This window comes from Alphaproteobacteria bacterium (assembly GCA_016722515.1).
In the GTDB taxonomy this organism is placed as follows: domain Bacteria; phylum Pseudomonadota; class Alphaproteobacteria; order Rickettsiales; family JADKJE01; genus JADKJE01.
The window spans coordinates 1-17,018 of sequence record JADKJE010000005.1 but is presented as its reverse complement, the minus strand read 5'-3'; the positions used below and the strand labels follow the sequence as shown (position 1 = coordinate 17,018).

The window sequence follows — 17,018 nt, the reverse complement described above, 5'->3', positions numbered from 1 at the left end:
GATACGAAATTTTTCCCTGCTAAAGCAAGTCTTATTTCTTGGCTTTTTTGCTGCGTTCTTTAAGCACGTCTTTCATATCAGCAAGCCTCAGGCGCAAAGGCGACCCATCGGCAAGATTTTTATCGGCCAGCACTAAATATTTTTGTGCCTGTTCTGTTTTATTCTTCAGCATCGCCTCTTCGGCAAAACTCATATACGATTGCCCTAGCATCCCCCGCCTGCCATAAGCAATGCCCTGTTGATACCAGGCCAGGCTGTTTTCCGGTTCTTCTAATAGTACTTTTTCTAGAAGTGGGCCCGCAGCAATCAAATAGGAAATTTTTTCAGGATTGCGGTCTTGCGCAGCAATAAGCGCCATTGCCCATTCTAGTTTCATCAAAGGGTGTGATACTAACGTATTCGCCTTTTCATAAAATGGCAGTGCCTCTTCAACTCTGCCATTTTCCAATAATATTTGCCCCTTCAACTCTGGATAAAAAGGATTCTTAGGATCTAACTTCATTAACTTATCAATTTCACCCATCGATTTTTCAAAATAAGGTTTCTTAAAATAAGCAATAGCCCTTGCATAAAGCGCTTTTGGTGATTGGTCTGCAAGCGGATATTCGCGCAACGTCTGTTGTGCCGGCTGTACATAGGCTTTTAATTTGGCAATAGCCATCGCATAACGCCGGCGAAAATCTTCGGGCATCGGCTTCCACTGCTTCTGGTTCATATCCATGTAATGTTGAATATGCGACACCCGCTCACGAGACAAAGGGTGCGTCTGCAAATAGGGATCTAATTGCCCAAATTGCTGCGTGGCATCTTTGCTTAAATAATTAAGCACAAAAAATAATCCACGTGGTGAGATATTAAGCTGCGATAAATAGGTAAGCGCACTTTGATCCGCTGCATCTTCATGCGAACGTGAATATTTTAATACGTGACGCTGCAACATATGCTGTCCACCCATCACGATGGCCTGCCCTGCTGCAGGTGCACCAGCCGCAATAGCCGCAATACCTAGCAAATAGGTAAGAGCCGATTCGACAGAAAGCCCCTGCAGATCCGAATCGGTTTTATTGATATGGCCTCCGGCAATGTGGCCTATTTCGTGCGCCATAACACCACTTAGTACTTCAGGGTCATCTTTAAGGACCAATAAACCTGTATGAATAAAAATATTCATGCCACCTGCGACATAAGCGTTCACCTGCTTGTCATTTACCAAAAATATTTTGACTTCCTGGGGACCGATTCCTGCCACTAATAAAATAGGATCGATGATTTCACGCACCATCATTTCTTCTTCTACATCGCGGATAATCGCCAGGGCAAACGCAGCATGGGCCTGCATCATCAGCATGCAGGTCATAACAAAGGTTACACATCGAAAAAGCTTTTTGCCGCAGGGTTTCATAAAGCACTGGCCTCAAACTGGTCTATTGGGTAGACTAGCCGTATCTGTTTAGGAACGCAATACGCCATGCACAATCAACTTTTTGTTTTTGATATTGAAACCATCCCCGATACGGCCCTTGCCCACGCCCTTACCGGGTGTGAATCAGATGACATCACGCTTCAACGCCAGGCTCTGGAACAATACCATCTTGAGATTACCCAAGGTAAAAATTCATTTCTGCGCCAACCCTTCCACCGAGTTGTGGCGATTAGTTTTCTAAAAGCCGAAATCCAACGCGAAGGCAATCAAGAACATTATGTATTACAGGAACTGCGAACAGGTGGAAATCTCGATTCCAGCGAAAAACAACTGGTAGAGGGTTTCTATCATCATTTAGGTAAAATGAAAGCACGGCTAGTCAGTTTTAATGGCCGTACGTTTGATTTGCCTGTCCTTAAATTCCGAGCCATGCACCACGGCATCAGCGCCCCCTGGGTGTATCAAAGCGGTGATAAATGGAACAGTTACACCCAACGTTACAGCCTCGACTGGCATTGCGATTTGATGGATGGCTTGTCTGATTTTGGCGCCTCAAGTGCTATTAAAATGAATGAAGCCTGCGTACTGCTTGGCCTTCCTGGAAAACTGGGAACCGATGGTGGCGATGTCATGAAACTGTTTGACCAGGGTAAACTTCAGGAGATCCGTAACTATTGCGAGACGGATGTCATGAATACCTATTTATTGTATCTGCATTTTATGTATCACCGAGGCACTTTGTCCCCTTCATCACTCGAGCAATGCTTAAACGATGCAGTGCATTATTTGCAAGAAGAAGGTCAGCAACGCCCCCATTTAAAAGAATTCCTGGAGGCATGGCGATAATGAAACGTAGTGAGCGAGTCAAAAGCAGCAGGCAGGACCGTGATATATCTCCTGAAAATCAATAGGTTAATCAGGCAGAATGTTAGGACTTCTCCCGTATTGTTTTGTTCTTATCTGTTCCCTGCTGATTTAGTCTTGAGGTGTAAGAACGAGCATGCCCCGTTTCTGTTCTCTCGGTTATTTTCTCTTTTACTGCCCTCAATTTGTCTAGTATCCTTTCAAGATCCCTAAAGGTTGGTTCAAGGCGGATGTGATTTTTGCGGGCATAGTCGCAGCGTTCTTCATACACTTTAATCCCGACTTTAATGAGATCCAAGGAATAGCCTTTTTCGATTAAAATAGACTTCATTTCATTGCGGGAATACGATGGAGCATGAACGGTTTTAAAGCGGCGCTCACCGGCATCACTCATCGTATATCGTCCAGCCATAGTCACAGGATTCTGCGTTCCGATAACCAAAAACCCAGCTTTAGTGGCTTTTTTACCTTCTGGTGTCTTACCACCAAGCAGTGCGTTTAATAAGGGTTCCATCAAAGGCGAGCTGTTGATTTCATCCATGAGCACAACGGCTCCTTCATCAAATGCTTTCCTTAAGAGTGCCGTTTTTTGGGTAGCCTGCATGCCCAGGGGAATTTTATAATAAATTCTATCACCAGGGGTGTCCTTCGCATCCAGGGACCTATTTTTATAACCGCGTGCTTCCAGGATCGATTCTACCAATAAACTTTTACCATCACCTGGTTTTCCTTCCAGGATAATTCCACTCTGTCCAGGATAAGCGCGCAAACTCTTTTTGTTGATGCATTTAGGATCGCGGCGCAATCCTTGAATAGTCAATACATCATGAATATGCTCAGCTACAGGTTGACGTTTGGCTGTCATCTTATAATGAGAGAGAGGGCATGTGGTAAAATCAAATGGCCGGTCTTTTTTAAACCCTTGGTCAAATGCCTCTTTATGGGCAGCTGGTACGAGCGCTCTGGCCACTTCGTAAGCGTAATAATGCGCCAATTTCTTCGGGTCTAATTGAGGGTTTTCGTTATGTTTTGCTAACACCAGCAAAGCCATTTGCTGGACTTCGCGGGATGAAATTAAGACTCTGTCTTGCGAATAACGACAAACTTGCTGATAGGCATTTAAGAAAATGGTAGCGATCGTTAGGCTCTCGCTTTCAAGGGCTGTTTTAGCCAATAATGTTTTCAGCTGGGTCTCATAGATATGCTCCATTATCATCGGTTCAAACAAGATGGCATTTCCATGACGTCTAAAGAGCGCGGGTAATGTTCTGCCTCCTTCATATGATAGAGGATTACAAGCAAAGACCACTTTATGCTCAGGAGTTAAGCGATGATATTCTCCATTGATGAAGATGGACGGTGGATCATTGAATAAACCTTCAAATTGAGACCAATGACTATTCATAGCATTGGCTTCATCGATAAACAGGACTTTATCACCGTCGCTTTTGTCATTAATCCATTTATTGAGTTCAGACAGGCCCTGATGTAACGAGACGGATTGTGACAAATATTTCTGGACGAAGGTTGTTTTACCAACACCCGTAAGCCCCGTAAGCACGACAAAAGGCGAATGCTTTAGCCCCTGCTTAACCTGTTTCATACGGTCTTCGACAAAGGCATCTGAACGTTCTTTGCTTTTAGAGAGATCAAATGGAGGCATAGAGACTCCCCCAGGAAGGGAATTCATTCCTATCCAAGCATCAGTGCTTGCCTCAGCAGGCTTATCAGAATGAATGCTCATATAACGCTGGCGGGCTTTTAATTGACTTAACGATTCGTTTTGCAATTGCTCATCCATTAATTGAGGCGAGGCTCCAGCTTGAATTCCGTCTTCTTCTAGAATGTTTCTTTTATGTTCGGGGGAGATGAACCATTGTTCCCATTTTATAACATTAAAATGTTGTGGGTTATCTGGAACGAGATGTAAGTTGCCTGATGGTGGTGCATTATCCTGGAGACGTTTGATCAATAAGGGCATTAATGCATCGGATAGCTCAGCTGAAAATGCTCCTTTTAAAATGACGGTTTCATGATTTGATAATGCTTCCAGTAGGACACTTTTCGTCTCATTAAAAATAAACTGATTTGTATCCTCAACATAGCGACCCACGAGTTTTTTCAAAACATCGCCTGCACCACATTCCGACACATCAATGATCTTGGGTGTTTGGTTCTTGCTGCGGGCTTCAGCGGCAATGATGGCCACCACCGAATCCACATCATTGCTGGTATATACTTTTGTATGATTGACCGAATTTTCATGGAAAACCAGGGTATGTACTTTTACTGACTCGATACCGGCATCTTTGCAATGAGTCAGAAATTTTGCCCACTGATGATCATTGACGCCTCTGGTATAATAAATCCGCAGATCCTTCTGTTTTTCAGCCTGCTGCTTTATGATACCAGGTTTCATCGTTATGCTGTGGGTTGATTCCTCATATTCAGAATCAACAAAAAAACGATTATATTCGGTGGGGTTGAGAACAAATATCGATTCATCTATGGTAGTTTCAACAAACTCTTCATTCTGTACCACAACTGCAAGATTTTGAAGGCTATAGCCGTCATGTGTTGTTAAACGAAGGTTCTTTGGAAGAACGATTGTATTGCCAGCATGTTCTATTTTCCAACGCAGTAGCGCCAGCTCCCAAAAATGTCGGAAATCTGGGTTGTGCCAAGGTGCATTGTGTATTTTAATGGGCTGATAAGTTTCTATCATGTGTTTGAGTGCAGGGGCTAATAAACCTTCTTCAAATTCCAAATGGTCTTTTTTCAGCATCCACCGCCCAAGCAGCTCTTCCTTCCAATCAGCCGTGTGATAAAGATTAATAACAGATTTGGGATCGGAATACTCATCGGACATTTCTAGAATTGGCAAGGGAAGCAATTCGTTACGCAATACGCCTTCTTTAAAGGGAGATTTTATGACCTTAGTATAACGAGAATAAAAATCAGCTCCGCAATATGCATTTGGTTTATTCGTATTGAGAAGACCTATGATTAAGGTGGATTCAGGAATATTAACACCATCAACCATTCGAATATCGTCTAGTATGGTATTGAATTTTACCATATCATCAGAGTCAAACTTGTCGTAATTGATGATTAAGACGGGATTATCGTTTTGATACTGCTTTAAGAAATCATGGAGGGGGCCCGAAGGCGCTTGATGGATGGTTGCCATGTTATCACCATTACGGGTTATATGGCGGGCAAAACAGATTAAATCATCGGGTGAACTAACATAAAAAACAGGTAGCTCGCTGTTAATACAAGCTTTTTCTAAATGTAAATGGAAGGCATAGACATCATCACTTGAGGTAAATTCAATGGCTAACTTATGCAGAGGTTTTTCCTTGAAAGTCGCATTCACAATTTTTTCACAATAATTCTCGACTGAATCAACAGGCTTTTGCTTTCGTTCCCACGTGCTGAGTTTTTCCCTGAGGCGTGCTTCAAGGGGATGCACTGGGGGGTGTTGTGATGATTCCTCTATCATCTTGAGAGAATGCAATAACGCTTGATGCTCATTTTTTAAATGGGGAAAGAGCAAATCTAAACCCTCTACACAAGCTTGGGGACCTAAAGCCTCGAGGCTTCGCTTTAATTTTATATCAGCATCTTGATCGATTTCACGAAACTGCTGAATTAAATCGTTAGTGTAAGCACTAAGGACGGGGTTCTCACTTGAAACTCCTCTAAACCATGCAGGATAGCCTTCCGTACAGCGTAATAAAAGACCAGAAAAAGTATTTGGCTGCAAGGGTTTTGATTGCAATCTTTCTACTATGCGTTTGACTTGAGATGACTCTAGAATTGCTAACGTTAATAAACCTCCTTCTTCAATGAAGTAGTCAGGTATTCTAGGTTCAATCGTAGAGTAAAGCAGATCTTGACTTGGGTTCATAATGTCTATCGAGATGCAATTACCTAGTGAATCTTCTAATGCTTTTATTACCTTATCAGGGGAGCTATCACGCCCAAAAGATTTAGGGCCCTCTACATAATTAGGATCATAGATAATCCATTCAATGAACTCCCCATTTACTTTGTATTCAAGGGCAATGTGATGCCATGTATTTGATAACAAAAGTGTTTCACCAGAATTATTAGAAGCTTTTTTTTCTAGCAGAGCCGATATATTTGTACCCACAAAATGTTTTTTATTATGTGTAGGGCTAAGCTGATAATTTAAAACATAATATTCCAGAGTTGAAAAACACTTCTGGAATTCATCGCTTATAGTATTGGATCCATCCCATGCACGCATTAATTCAAGCAGGATTTTGATATTCATCTCGTCAACAAAGAGACGTTTGATATAACTCTCGTCGACAAAGAAACGACTGAGTGCCGAACAAATTCCGTTTTGGATTGCGGGTATATGTTGCTTGTGTTGCGAGTCCGTTAAGGTCCAGTATTGTGAAAGTTTTTCAATGACCATGTTTTGGTCAAGGCTCTGATTCTCTCCCCTATAGATAAAAGGCTCATTTGGATCATTGGGCTTATAATCATGAAATTCACGATAATTATGTTTGGGGTCACTAAGCTCCTTATTAGCCATGGGCTCGATTGAATGATGGTATACAGTGACATGTTCAAATTTCTTACGGAGTTCACTAACTTCTTCTGGTAATAAAGAAGAATTAATTAAATCTAAATTCTTTAATTGTGGTGACCTTGTGATTAACCACTCAAGCTGGAAAGGGGTAATTGGGCTTGATCTGGGCTTGATAAAGGATTCCGTTCCTGTTCCATATTTCACTCCAGAGTTTATTGTAATATATTTTAGTTCTTTAAAATAAAGATTAGAAAATACCTCAGTCAGTACATCAATATAAACTCCTAATCTTTCTAAATTAGGCATCTTTTTAAATAGCTCATGCAGCACTGTTGCATTGATACTGCTATCGACCGTTAAAGAAAAATTCTTTATTTTCTCAAGAGAAAACGAACTAAGAACTGTAAAAAATTCTTGGGATAGTTTTTTGCAATGAGCGATGTTTAATTCTTCTAAATGTGGCGCATTTTTGATTATTTCAATAAGATCATTTTCATCTATATCACTACCGCTTACATTTAGCAGCCTAAGCTTAGAGAAATTATGTCCAGCCCATTTACTGTAATGCTTATCTTGAAAGTTACATTGGGATAAAACTAATTCTTCAAGATTGGGGCTGTTTTTGATGATCTCGTCAAAGTGCACGGCCTTACTCAATATTGCCTCAAATGTATGAAGGTTTTTTGTGCAGGTAAAAGGCAGTATTCCGTCGTGATTATAGGAGAAGTTTGATATCTTTAAATATTCTAAACTATAGGCATTCTTCAGGAGCTGCTCAACTTGATCAGGCAATATTTCATTATTATGCAATTCCAATCTATTAAAATACTCAGGATTTAATCTATTAAGTTGTGTTTCAGGTGCTACTGTACAAAGTTCTATGGTAAACTTTTCTAGTCTTAAGTTAGATAAAACCTCCATCAAATCTGGGGTAATAGAACTGTTTTTTAAATAAAGCGATAGCAATTTATCTTTGTTATTAATTAAAAATTCTTTATTGTGAAAAATTCTGTTGCTGCAAGAAAATAGATCCAATGGGTCTAGATAAATCTGTTTAGAATTAAAATGCTTTTCAAAAAGTTGCCTATATTCTTCTTTGCTGGGGTAATGAACACCCAAACCATCATTCCAGCACGTGTAGTATCCCGCTTGAAGTGGAGGAAATGAAGCGTTGATTATGTCTGTAATTTTGTTTCGCTCTTGTTCCTGCATCATTTCAAATGCAGTAATATCTAAACGACGCTCATTTAAACTCATTTCTATGAGTTGACAAATCCAGTAATCATCCAACACATGAATCGTATCAAACGCTTTTTTTGTTTCAATGCTCAATTGGACCGTTAAATCATGCGGAAAAGCAGGCTTTATCGCCTGACGCATTTTAGAATCACGAAGGCAATTTAGATTTTCTTTTGTTAATTTAATTAATTTTCCCTCATTGTCGTCCTCTTGCTGCCAAAGATAGAGAGATCCACCCTCTTCATCAAGCCAAGTTTGCAGCATTAAATGAATAAGATCAATTTTTTGCAATCCCCAGAATGGGGCTGTCCAATCCGCTAAAATGAGGGTTTTAGGTTTCCAGCCGTCTGCATTATCTTTTTTATAATAGGTTTTTTGTTGTACAAGACGATCAACATCCATTTCACCAGGACCATCATAACTGTATTTTATGGTTGTATTTTTTTCGTTATAATAGAGCTGATTATTGAATTTCATGGCGTTACCAATTTATGGCTTATGTTTATCATTATAATCACAATAAACAGTAATAAGAACACTCATAATAAACCAATATAACAATAAAAACAATTATTTAAAATAAAATAACAGAAAATTGCCATATATTCTTGAAAAAAGAATACGTTGCAAAACAGACTTTCCTTGCAACTTAGGAGGGAGGAAAGTTGCCATCAGGACCTAAAACAAGCCCTACGCCCCCAGACGTTAGGCCATATAAACAAGGGTTTACTTATTCACATATCCGCCACGAAGCAATCCGCTAAATTAAAGAGCTACACTAGCTCATCAAACATAATTGTGCTTCTATTTTTCTGGAGTAAATAGCGTCTAGAACGCCCATTAACGGACTGATTGTGTCTATGGATAACAACCAATTACCTGCTAATTCCAACAGAATTTTCAACTACTGATTGCGGAATCACCCTCGTTTGGCTTTTACCAAACAAAGTCGTCCGAACCTCAGCAACGGATTCCTGCATCGATTTTATGTGTGCCGTTTGTTGTTTACATAAACTGCGATAATTCGATTCGACATTTTTCACGTTGGTATTGTGTTTCCAAGCAAACAAGCCTAATTCACGAATCAATGCTTCAATATCCGTATGTGACATAAATTTTTCTTTTTGGCGCTGCTGCTCTCCTATGGTTTGCACTTTTCGAACCACTTCTATCGTGGGCTTTTTAGCAACAGGCCCATATTGAGATTCGTATTCAGGCAACCCTTTTTCATAATTTTGCTGATTATAGGCCTTGATGCCCATATTGCGGATAGCATTTCTCCTGCTCGATTGGAGATTGGCCAGTTCCGTCTGTTTAAATTTACTACAGGACTCTAATTCTGCCCAGTAGCGATCTAACATTAAACTGGCCGCATCAAGAATCATTACTTGCTGGATATGTGTAAGCCCAGGCAGCCATTCTGAAACCGCTTGAAGTGCATCTATTCCTTGTTGATACTCACCGATAGCATCATCCACACTATAAACATTGCGCTGATTAATCAATCTGCGTGCAGAAAATCCATGGCAGTCGGCTATTCCAAGCAAGGCCCTGATTTGATTTTCACAGGCATCTTCACTCTCAACTCCAGCGCGCTGATAATCATTTAAAATAGAATGGAACCCCCAATATGCCTGCACGGCTTTCTCATGCGTTTGCATCCCAATCCATTTTTCAGCTTCTTCAACCCTGATTCGCATAGGTGTTTTTGGAGCAATCACCATGATGTTGTCATTCACTTGATCTGATCTTGGCGCTAAACCATTGCTGCTAGAAGCGCTTCGAGCATGATTTTGGTTAGCATGCTTATGCCGTTTACTCGGTTTCTTCCGTTTAAATTTTTTAGAATGTGACGTGTTGTGATTCCTAGCTAAGGAAGGAGTTTTTTGCTTGTCTGCATTCTCCAGCGCTATTAACAGTTCCTTATATGCATCAGCCTGCATATCTTCTCTTAGTTTAAGGGCCCTTTCATCATCCGTTGCCCGGTTCGTTAGCGCTTCCTGGTAGATAACATGTTCATGGTTCAGCTTTTGAAAATAGAATTCGCAACGTTTGAAAAGGTCTAAGTACTCATTCCATAAAACGGGTATTTCTACTCTTTCCATGCTACCCATACTTCCCTCGCCACCTAAAAAGCGCTTGATAGAGTGTGTTTCTGTCCATGAATAATACCCAAATAAGAGTCCTTGCAGCTGGGTTATCTGCATTAAGGAATCAACAAGGACCTCTCTTGATGTGCCCCGAATAGGATTTTTAACGTGTTTAGATAAGAGCTCAAGGGCTATTTTGCCAATAATATTAACCTCGCTATAAATATTTCCCATCACGTCTTGAAGTACAGTCGAACGATAGAGGAAAAAATGAGTATCCGGATCAGAAGCGCCTATCATCCCATGACAATAAACATCCCACAGTAATGGCAGCACAATATTCAACCGCTCTTGAAATTCACGTTCTTCATAACGTCCTGATTTGCTTAGTCCACTGTATAAATAAGCCTGTGCCAAATGACTGTCAAACCACGCTTCAAAGACAGGAATGGTTATAGGCATTTCATCCCTGATTTTTTTAATACCATCAATCACATAATTATATTGCTCACGGCATAGCGCTGCCTTCAATTCTTGAAGATAACTAGCGTAATAAGTTTCAACATCCCAGCGTTCATCCGTCCTTATAGCTAATGCAGCATGCGGATCTGCGGGCATCGGCAGGCATTCCCTGATTTTACGCCCTAATCCTCTCACCTCTTGAATAAAATCATCAACCGCAACAACTTTGTTGGGGTAAAAGGCATATTCCTGAAGATGTCGGTACGAAATAGCCAGATATCCAGGATTTTTCTCAAGCCCACCTGTTTCTACAGCCTGAATGATATCTTTCACCCGCTGAACTTTAGCAGGCAACACTTCTCTTATATGGCAAGTTCCTCGGTTAACACTAAAATGATAGGCATTTGAAAACAGCTTTCTTTGATCTTCAGTCAGTGTTTCTTTAATTGCTTGATAGTGTTTAAAAAGAATAGCTCCGGAGGCCAAACAATCTTTATAAATAGCCGCAAGTTTTTCCCATTTTATCTGCTCTAACTGAGAAACCAGCTTCAGCTGTGCAATATAGGTATTACATAATGCATCAAACGCGCACGAAGGTTCGGCCGCAAGCTGCAATTGAAGTTTCTCGGCGTAGAAATCCAAAAGATTTTCTGCAGCACCAGGCGTCACTTTAGATCCTAACATCGACAACATGGCTTGCATGTGCTCAACTGCCTTATCAGGAGACATTTCAATATGATTCGATAAAAGAATAAATACCTGAACCATGTGAGTCTTGATGCTGGCTTTAAGAAGACTCTCCGCCAACTTATGATCCTGATACTCATGCGGCAATTTACGCAACGAGATCAGCTCGTTATACCGCTGAATAAATAAAGGAGCCAGGCGCTGTTTTTCATCCTTGCTAACCTTCGAAAAGGAACGAATCCCCGCTTGTAATTGATGAAAATAATCCAAACATTGTTGAAGTGGTGTTTCAGCTGAAGGAACCATTCCAACGACTAAGCTTAATTCAGCTAGACGCAGGTGTAGTTTTTGTACATCACCCTCATCTATGCTGTCGTTCACAATAGTCGGTATTGGGGCTAGGCACTCCCATTTTTCTTGTTCGCTCACCACAACCCGTTCTGTGTAGAGTAGATGCGTTTTTAAATAGGCCCAATAAAATAGAGAAATATGACTAGGAACTGTTAATGATTTCTGCTCATTTTTAAACCGTTGATACAGAGACGTTGCGGTGGCATAAAGTTGCGATATCTGGTTAGTCATCTCCTCTGGGGATTTCTCTTCCTTTAGGTTAAGAAATTGTTTTATGGTTTGAACAAACGCCACTATTTGACTCCCAAGCAAAGGAAGCTCTTCCTGGGAAGAACGTGCAGCGTGTTGGCTTGTATCTGAATCTTCTTGAATCCGTATCTCGCTTGCGGATAATGCGCTTGATTTCATATTGCGTCCCTCTTTAATATTATGTTATTTTGATGAAATAACTAACATCAAATGACAACCAACACAATGGAAACAAAATCTTATTATGTTTTTCAATAAATCAATTATTAATAAATTTTATCGAATTTGAGTAAAGGGTGGATCGGCGGTTTCATCGGCGTCGTGATGACGATAAAAAGACGATAAAAAGCGTATATTCTTTTGGTTATTACTTAACCCAGGCAGGGATGGCCTTTTTATTGATGTTGAGGATTCCCCCAACCATTTTTTCATGGTATAGTGGCCTCTTCCATCTTGCATAAAAGAAATCTATGTCTACGAAACCACAAGCCATGAAGCTTCAGCCCGTTCGCGGTACCCAGGATATCATCGGTGATGATTACGCATTATTTGAACGCGTCGTCACGATTGCCAGAGATATCTCCTCACGCTACGGCTTTAAAGGGATTATTACCCCTAATTTCGAATTTACGGACGTGTTTAAGCGCACCCTGGGTGATACGTCCGACATTGTTACCAAAGAGATGTATACATTTAACATGGGCGATGACAGCATTACCTTGCGCCCTGAATTTACCGCCGGTATCTGCCGTGCTTTTATCAGCAACGGCATGCACCATCAATTGCCGCTTAAATTCTTTTCTTCTGGCCCTGTGTTTCGCCATGAACGCCCACAAAAAGGGCGTTATCGCCAATTTCACCAGATTAACTTAGAATCGATCGGTTCTGCTGAACCTACCGCCGATATTGAGTTGATTGCTTTAGCTTCCGATATGTTGGAAGCATTGGGTATCCGTTCGCGCACGACCCTTGAGCTTAATTCGTTAGGGGACGATGAAAGTCGCGCCAATTACCGCGAAGCATTGGTTGCTTATTTTTCACGCTATCAGCAGGAACTATCCGACGATAGTAAAATGCGACTGACCAAAAACCCATTGCGCATCCTCGATTCTAAAGATGAGAATGATAAAAAGATTGTTGCTGGCGCTCCGATATTGGGGGATTTCTATACTGAGAATGCCAAACAATTCTTCAATATGGTTCAGCAGGGACTCTCAGCCATAGGTATTGCGTTTCATCTAAATCCTAAACTGGTACGTGGCCTTGATTATTACTGCCATACCGCCTTTGAATTCACCACCACCGAACTAGGAAGCCAAGGGACTGTCCTGGCAGGCGGACGTTATGATAAACTCATCAGCATGATGGGTGGCCCCGAAACGCCAGCCGTGGGCTGTGCTGGGGGCGTTGAACGTTTATACGAACTGGCTCGTACCCATCTTAACCTTCAACAGCCACGCCCCATTGTCATCATCCCTATGGGTGAAGCTGCGCTGAGTGCGTCATGGACATTGGTTCATGAATTACGTCAAAAAAGTGGCATCGTAGTCGAGCTTTACCCCGGAAATAATCTGGGTAAACAACTCAAGAAAGCCTCTAAATTAAACCCAAGCCATGCGGTGATTATGGGTGATCAGGAACTTGCTGCTAATCAGGTGGTGATTAAAAATCTTGACCAGAGCCAGCAATCTACCGTAGCATTCACGGCTGCCGACATACTGCGCGCCATTCAATAGACTTAAAAACAAAGCAGGGAATCCTGCCCAAGGATAGAGATTATGAGTTTTTCGGACAAACTGGATAAAATTCTGCAAAACCACCAACTTCTGAGCGACAAGCTGCAGTCACCGGATAAGCTTTCACATGAAGAATACGTCACTTCTTCTAAAGAATATGCGGAGATGACACCTATTGTTGAAAAAATCCATGAACTCCAGAAAGTCGAAAGAAACATCGAAGAATTAAATTCACTCTTAAACGACCCTGAAATGAAATCGATGGCCGAAGAGGAGCTCTATGCCTTAAAGCCGCTCCTGCCAGAACTGGAACATCAGGTTAAGATGTCGCTTCTGCCAAAAGATGAAGACGACGAAAAAAATGCTATCCTGGAAGTCCGTGCAGGCACTGGCGGTGAAGAGGCCGCACTGTTTGCGGCATCCTTATTCAGAATGTATCAGCGTTATTGTGAACGTAACCGTTGGAAGTTTGAAATTCTCTCCATTTCCGACACGGGTATTGGCGGATATAAAGAAGCATCTGCCAGCATTACCGGCAAAAATGTATTCGCCCGCCTTAAATTTGAATCGGGAGTTCACCGCGTGCAACGGGTCCCTGAAACTGAATCAAGTGGCCGTGTACATACTTCAGCAGCAACCGTTGCGGTATTACCAGAAGCTGAGGAAATTGATATCCATATCGAAGAAAAAGACCTGCGTATCGACGTGTTCCGCTCAAGCGGACCAGGTGGTCAGTCGGTTAATACGACCGACAGTGCGGTACGGATCGTACATATTCCGACTGGTTTGATTGTGTCACAGCAGGATGAAAAATCGCAGCATAAAAACAGGGCTAAAGCCTTAAAAATACTTCGTTCCCGCCTTTATGAAATGGAACGCGAAAAGAAAGAAAAAGAACGCTCCGCCAGTCGTAAACAACAAGTCGGATCGGGAGACCGTTCGGAGCGTATCCGTACCTACAACTACCCACAAGGACGCGTTACCGATCACCGCATCAACCTTACCCTCTATAAAATTGATGGTGTGGTCAAAGAAGGTGAACTCGACGAATTGATTGATGCCTTGATTTCAGAAGATCAAGCCATAAAACTTTCTGAATCGGCCGATGATTAAACCCCAACGCACGATTGAGCAGGCATTAAGCGAAGCTAAACATGCGCTTAAAAGCGCGGGGATTGATTTGCACCATCTTGAAGCCGAATTGCTCTTGGCGCACACTCTAGAAAAAACGCGGGAATATGTCATTGGCTATCCTGAAGCGACCGTAAACCAGGAGCTCTATACCCTCTATCAATCCTTCATAAAGAGGCGCATTGACCACGAACCCTATGCACTGATTGTCGGTTCGCAGGAATTCTGGGGACGTGCCTTTAACGTCTCCAGCGAAACATTAATTCCCCGCCCTGACACCGAAACGCTGATAGAAGCAGCCTTGACTCTCTTTAAAGATAAGAATCAACCCTTGCGGATCATTGATTTAGGGACCGGCACTGGCTGTCTTCTCTTAACCTTGCTGGCTGAGTTCCCTTGTGCCACGGGCATTGGCATTGATATCAACGAAAACACCCTGGAAATCGCTAAAACCAACGCCGTGCATTTAGGGCTTGCCAAAAGGGGTGAATTTCAATTAAGATCATTTGGTGAGGATGTTGATGGTCGGTTTGACCTGGTAATAACAAATCCTCCTTATATAGTGAGTTCTGATATTGCATCACTAGAGCCTAACGTAAGAGATTATGAGCCTCATCGGGCGTTGTCTGGTGGAGAAGATGGACTAGAGCATTATCGGAAGATTATACCCACACTGCCAAATATCGTACCATCAGGTGGATGGTTTATCTGTGAGATAGGCAATCACCAGGAAACGGAAGTGGCAAGTTTGTTGGGGAATATAGGGTTTCATGTGCATGAATTGCGGCGGGATCTCAGTGGGATTATCCGTTGTGTTGTAGCAAACAGGCCTTAGTGGACGTTTCCTTTAACCTAAGAAAGTGGAGTCTATGTCAGACAACATGCAGCCAAGTATGCAGCCGATGCGCCGCAAAAGATTTTCAGGCCCCCCTCGTAGTGGTGGCAATCCCAACAACCGCCCAAAGGGCAAACCTCAGCACCGCCCTGGAGGCGGCTACCGCGGCCATAGTAATGGTGGCGGCAATAACCCCAACCAAGATCCTTACGCAGCGGTTCCATTGCGTCGTGCGATCCAAATGCGCGATAAATACATGGAAATGGCGAAAATGACGCAGGATCGTACTGATACTGAATATTGGTTGCAACATGCTGACCATTTTAATCGGATTGTTATGTATCATCAGCAAAATGTCCGTTATAGCCAACCCCATCAGCAAGGCGATCACCAACATCAACACGGCGATCAACAGCAGCATGATGGCGACTCGCGCCATGATCGTGGTGACCGTAGTGAGCACGCGCATCGCAGCAATCGCGGCGCTCCTTACCCAGAAAATCCGGGTGATGGCGAAAATGATGGCGAAAGCTCAAATTCCAACGGCAGCATCGATGCTGAACCATTCGTTATGCCAACGGGCCCAGGAATGTCCTACGTTCCTTCCACCAGCTATGGCTTGACTCCGAACGACCAAACGCCTCCGATAATTATCCCTGAGGATGAAGAATAAGTTTCTGCTTGAAAAAAAGCGATAAGATAGTTATGTTAGATCTTCCCTCCTCAAGAAGGAGGGAAGATCTACGTCTATAACGGAGGGATGGCCGAGCGGCTGAAGGCGGCGGTTTGCTAAACCGTTATACGGTTGAAAAGCCGTATCGGGGGTTCGAATCCCCCTCCCTCCGCCATTAACTGAAAGACAACCGTTCTACACTCGGTAACGGTTGCCCCGCAAAAGCCCAGTCTGTGCGGTGTTTTCCCATGACTTTATCCTGACTTTCCCACCCCTAAAACAGCCCATTTTTTCTAAAGTACGCCGCTCTATCGCTCTCAGTTATAAAAAACCCGTACTTGGGAAAAGCCAGTACGGCTTTTTTAGTCAAGACAATCTGCGGCTTTACGCGATTTCCTGACCATGACTGTTGCCATAGCCTACGCTAGGCGTTGTTGTCAGAGCGTGCAAATACGTTGAATTTTGCTTTGTAACGCTTCTTGCCGTTTTCGGTCACTTCCTCAAACGGGTCTTCCGCCTTTAGGCTGGGGTTCTGATGCCCAAAGAAATCCTGCAGCCGTTCCTTCAGACTCTTCTTGGTTTGCGCGTCTTTGCGTAAAAGCAGAATCTTGCCATGGTCTTCTGAAAACTTAATGAGCAGTCCCCAAGCCTTATTCGGTAGAGCACCCCCATCGTCGGCCTTTTTGCGTTTGTCGCTCATGGCGAACTGAC

9 protein-coding genes and 1 tRNA gene are annotated in these 17,018 nt (G+C 42.5%); 6 read left to right on the top strand and 4 right to left on the bottom strand.

What is annotated here, in order from left to right; genetic code table 11:
• Nucleotides 1-31: 31 nt before the first annotated feature.
• Nucleotides 32-1,357: a M48 family metalloprotease gene (locus tag IPP74_11670; protein ID MBL0319926.1), complete on the bottom strand. Its 1,326-nt coding sequence runs from the start codon at nucleotides 1,355-1,357 to the stop codon at nucleotides 32-34.
• Nucleotides 1,358-1,468: 111 nt separating this feature from the next.
• Between IPP74_11670 and IPP74_11665 the strand changes: the two genes are divergently transcribed.
• Nucleotides 1,469-2,269, top strand: a complete 801-nt coding sequence (locus tag IPP74_11665) for a 3'-5' exonuclease (GenBank protein MBL0319925.1) — start codon at nucleotides 1,469-1,471, stop codon at nucleotides 2,267-2,269.
• 82 nt (nucleotides 2,270-2,351) lie between these two features.
• Here the strand turns inward: IPP74_11665 and IPP74_11660 are convergent, their stop codons facing one another.
• Nucleotides 2,352-8,570, bottom strand: a complete 6,219-nt coding sequence (locus IPP74_11660) for an AAA family ATPase (GenBank protein MBL0319924.1) — start codon at nucleotides 8,568-8,570, stop codon at nucleotides 2,352-2,354.
• Nucleotides 8,571-8,968: 398 nt separating this feature from the next.
• Nucleotides 8,969-12,091: a hypothetical protein gene (locus tag IPP74_11655; GenBank protein ID MBL0319923.1), complete on the bottom strand. Its 3,123-nt coding sequence runs from the start codon at nucleotides 12,089-12,091 to the stop codon at nucleotides 8,969-8,971.
• A gap of 332 nt (nucleotides 12,092-12,423) precedes the next feature.
• On the opposite strand from IPP74_11655, the gene IPP74_11650 reads away from it, so the two are divergent.
• The 5 genes from IPP74_11650 to IPP74_11630 all read left to right on the top strand — a co-directional run bounded on the left by IPP74_11650 (nucleotide 12,424) and on the right by IPP74_11630 (nucleotide 16,482).
• Nucleotides 12,424-13,668, top strand: coding sequence for a histidine--tRNA ligase (locus tag IPP74_11650; protein MBL0319922.1), 1,245 nt, complete (start codon nucleotides 12,424-12,426; stop codon nucleotides 13,666-13,668).
• Between the two features lie 42 nt (nucleotides 13,669-13,710).
• Entirely contained in the window at nucleotides 13,711-14,781 is a 1,071-nt protein-coding gene (gene prfA, locus IPP74_11645) for a peptide chain release factor 1 (protein ID MBL0319921.1), read from the top strand.
• A complete protein-coding gene (gene prmC, locus IPP74_11640) occupies nucleotides 14,774-15,634 on the top strand; it encodes a peptide chain release factor N(5)-glutamine methyltransferase (protein MBL0319920.1) in 861 nt (286 codons plus the stop codon). The genes prfA and prmC overlap by 8 nt, the downstream gene beginning before the upstream one ends.
• A 34-nt stretch (nucleotides 15,635-15,668) precedes the next feature.
• On the top strand, nucleotides 15,669-16,307 hold the full coding sequence (locus tag IPP74_11635; protein ID MBL0319919.1) for a DUF4167 domain-containing protein: 639 nt from the start codon (nucleotides 15,669-15,671) through the stop codon (nucleotides 16,305-16,307).
• Between the two features lie 81 nt (nucleotides 16,308-16,388).
• Nucleotides 16,389-16,482 (top strand) — tRNA-Ser (locus tag IPP74_11630).
• Between the two features lie 249 nt (nucleotides 16,483-16,731).
• Here IPP74_11630 and IPP74_11625 read toward each other — a convergent pair.
• Nucleotides 16,732-17,018: hypothetical protein (locus IPP74_11625; GenBank protein ID MBL0319918.1), on the bottom strand; the 287-nt coding region annotated here is incomplete at its 5' end.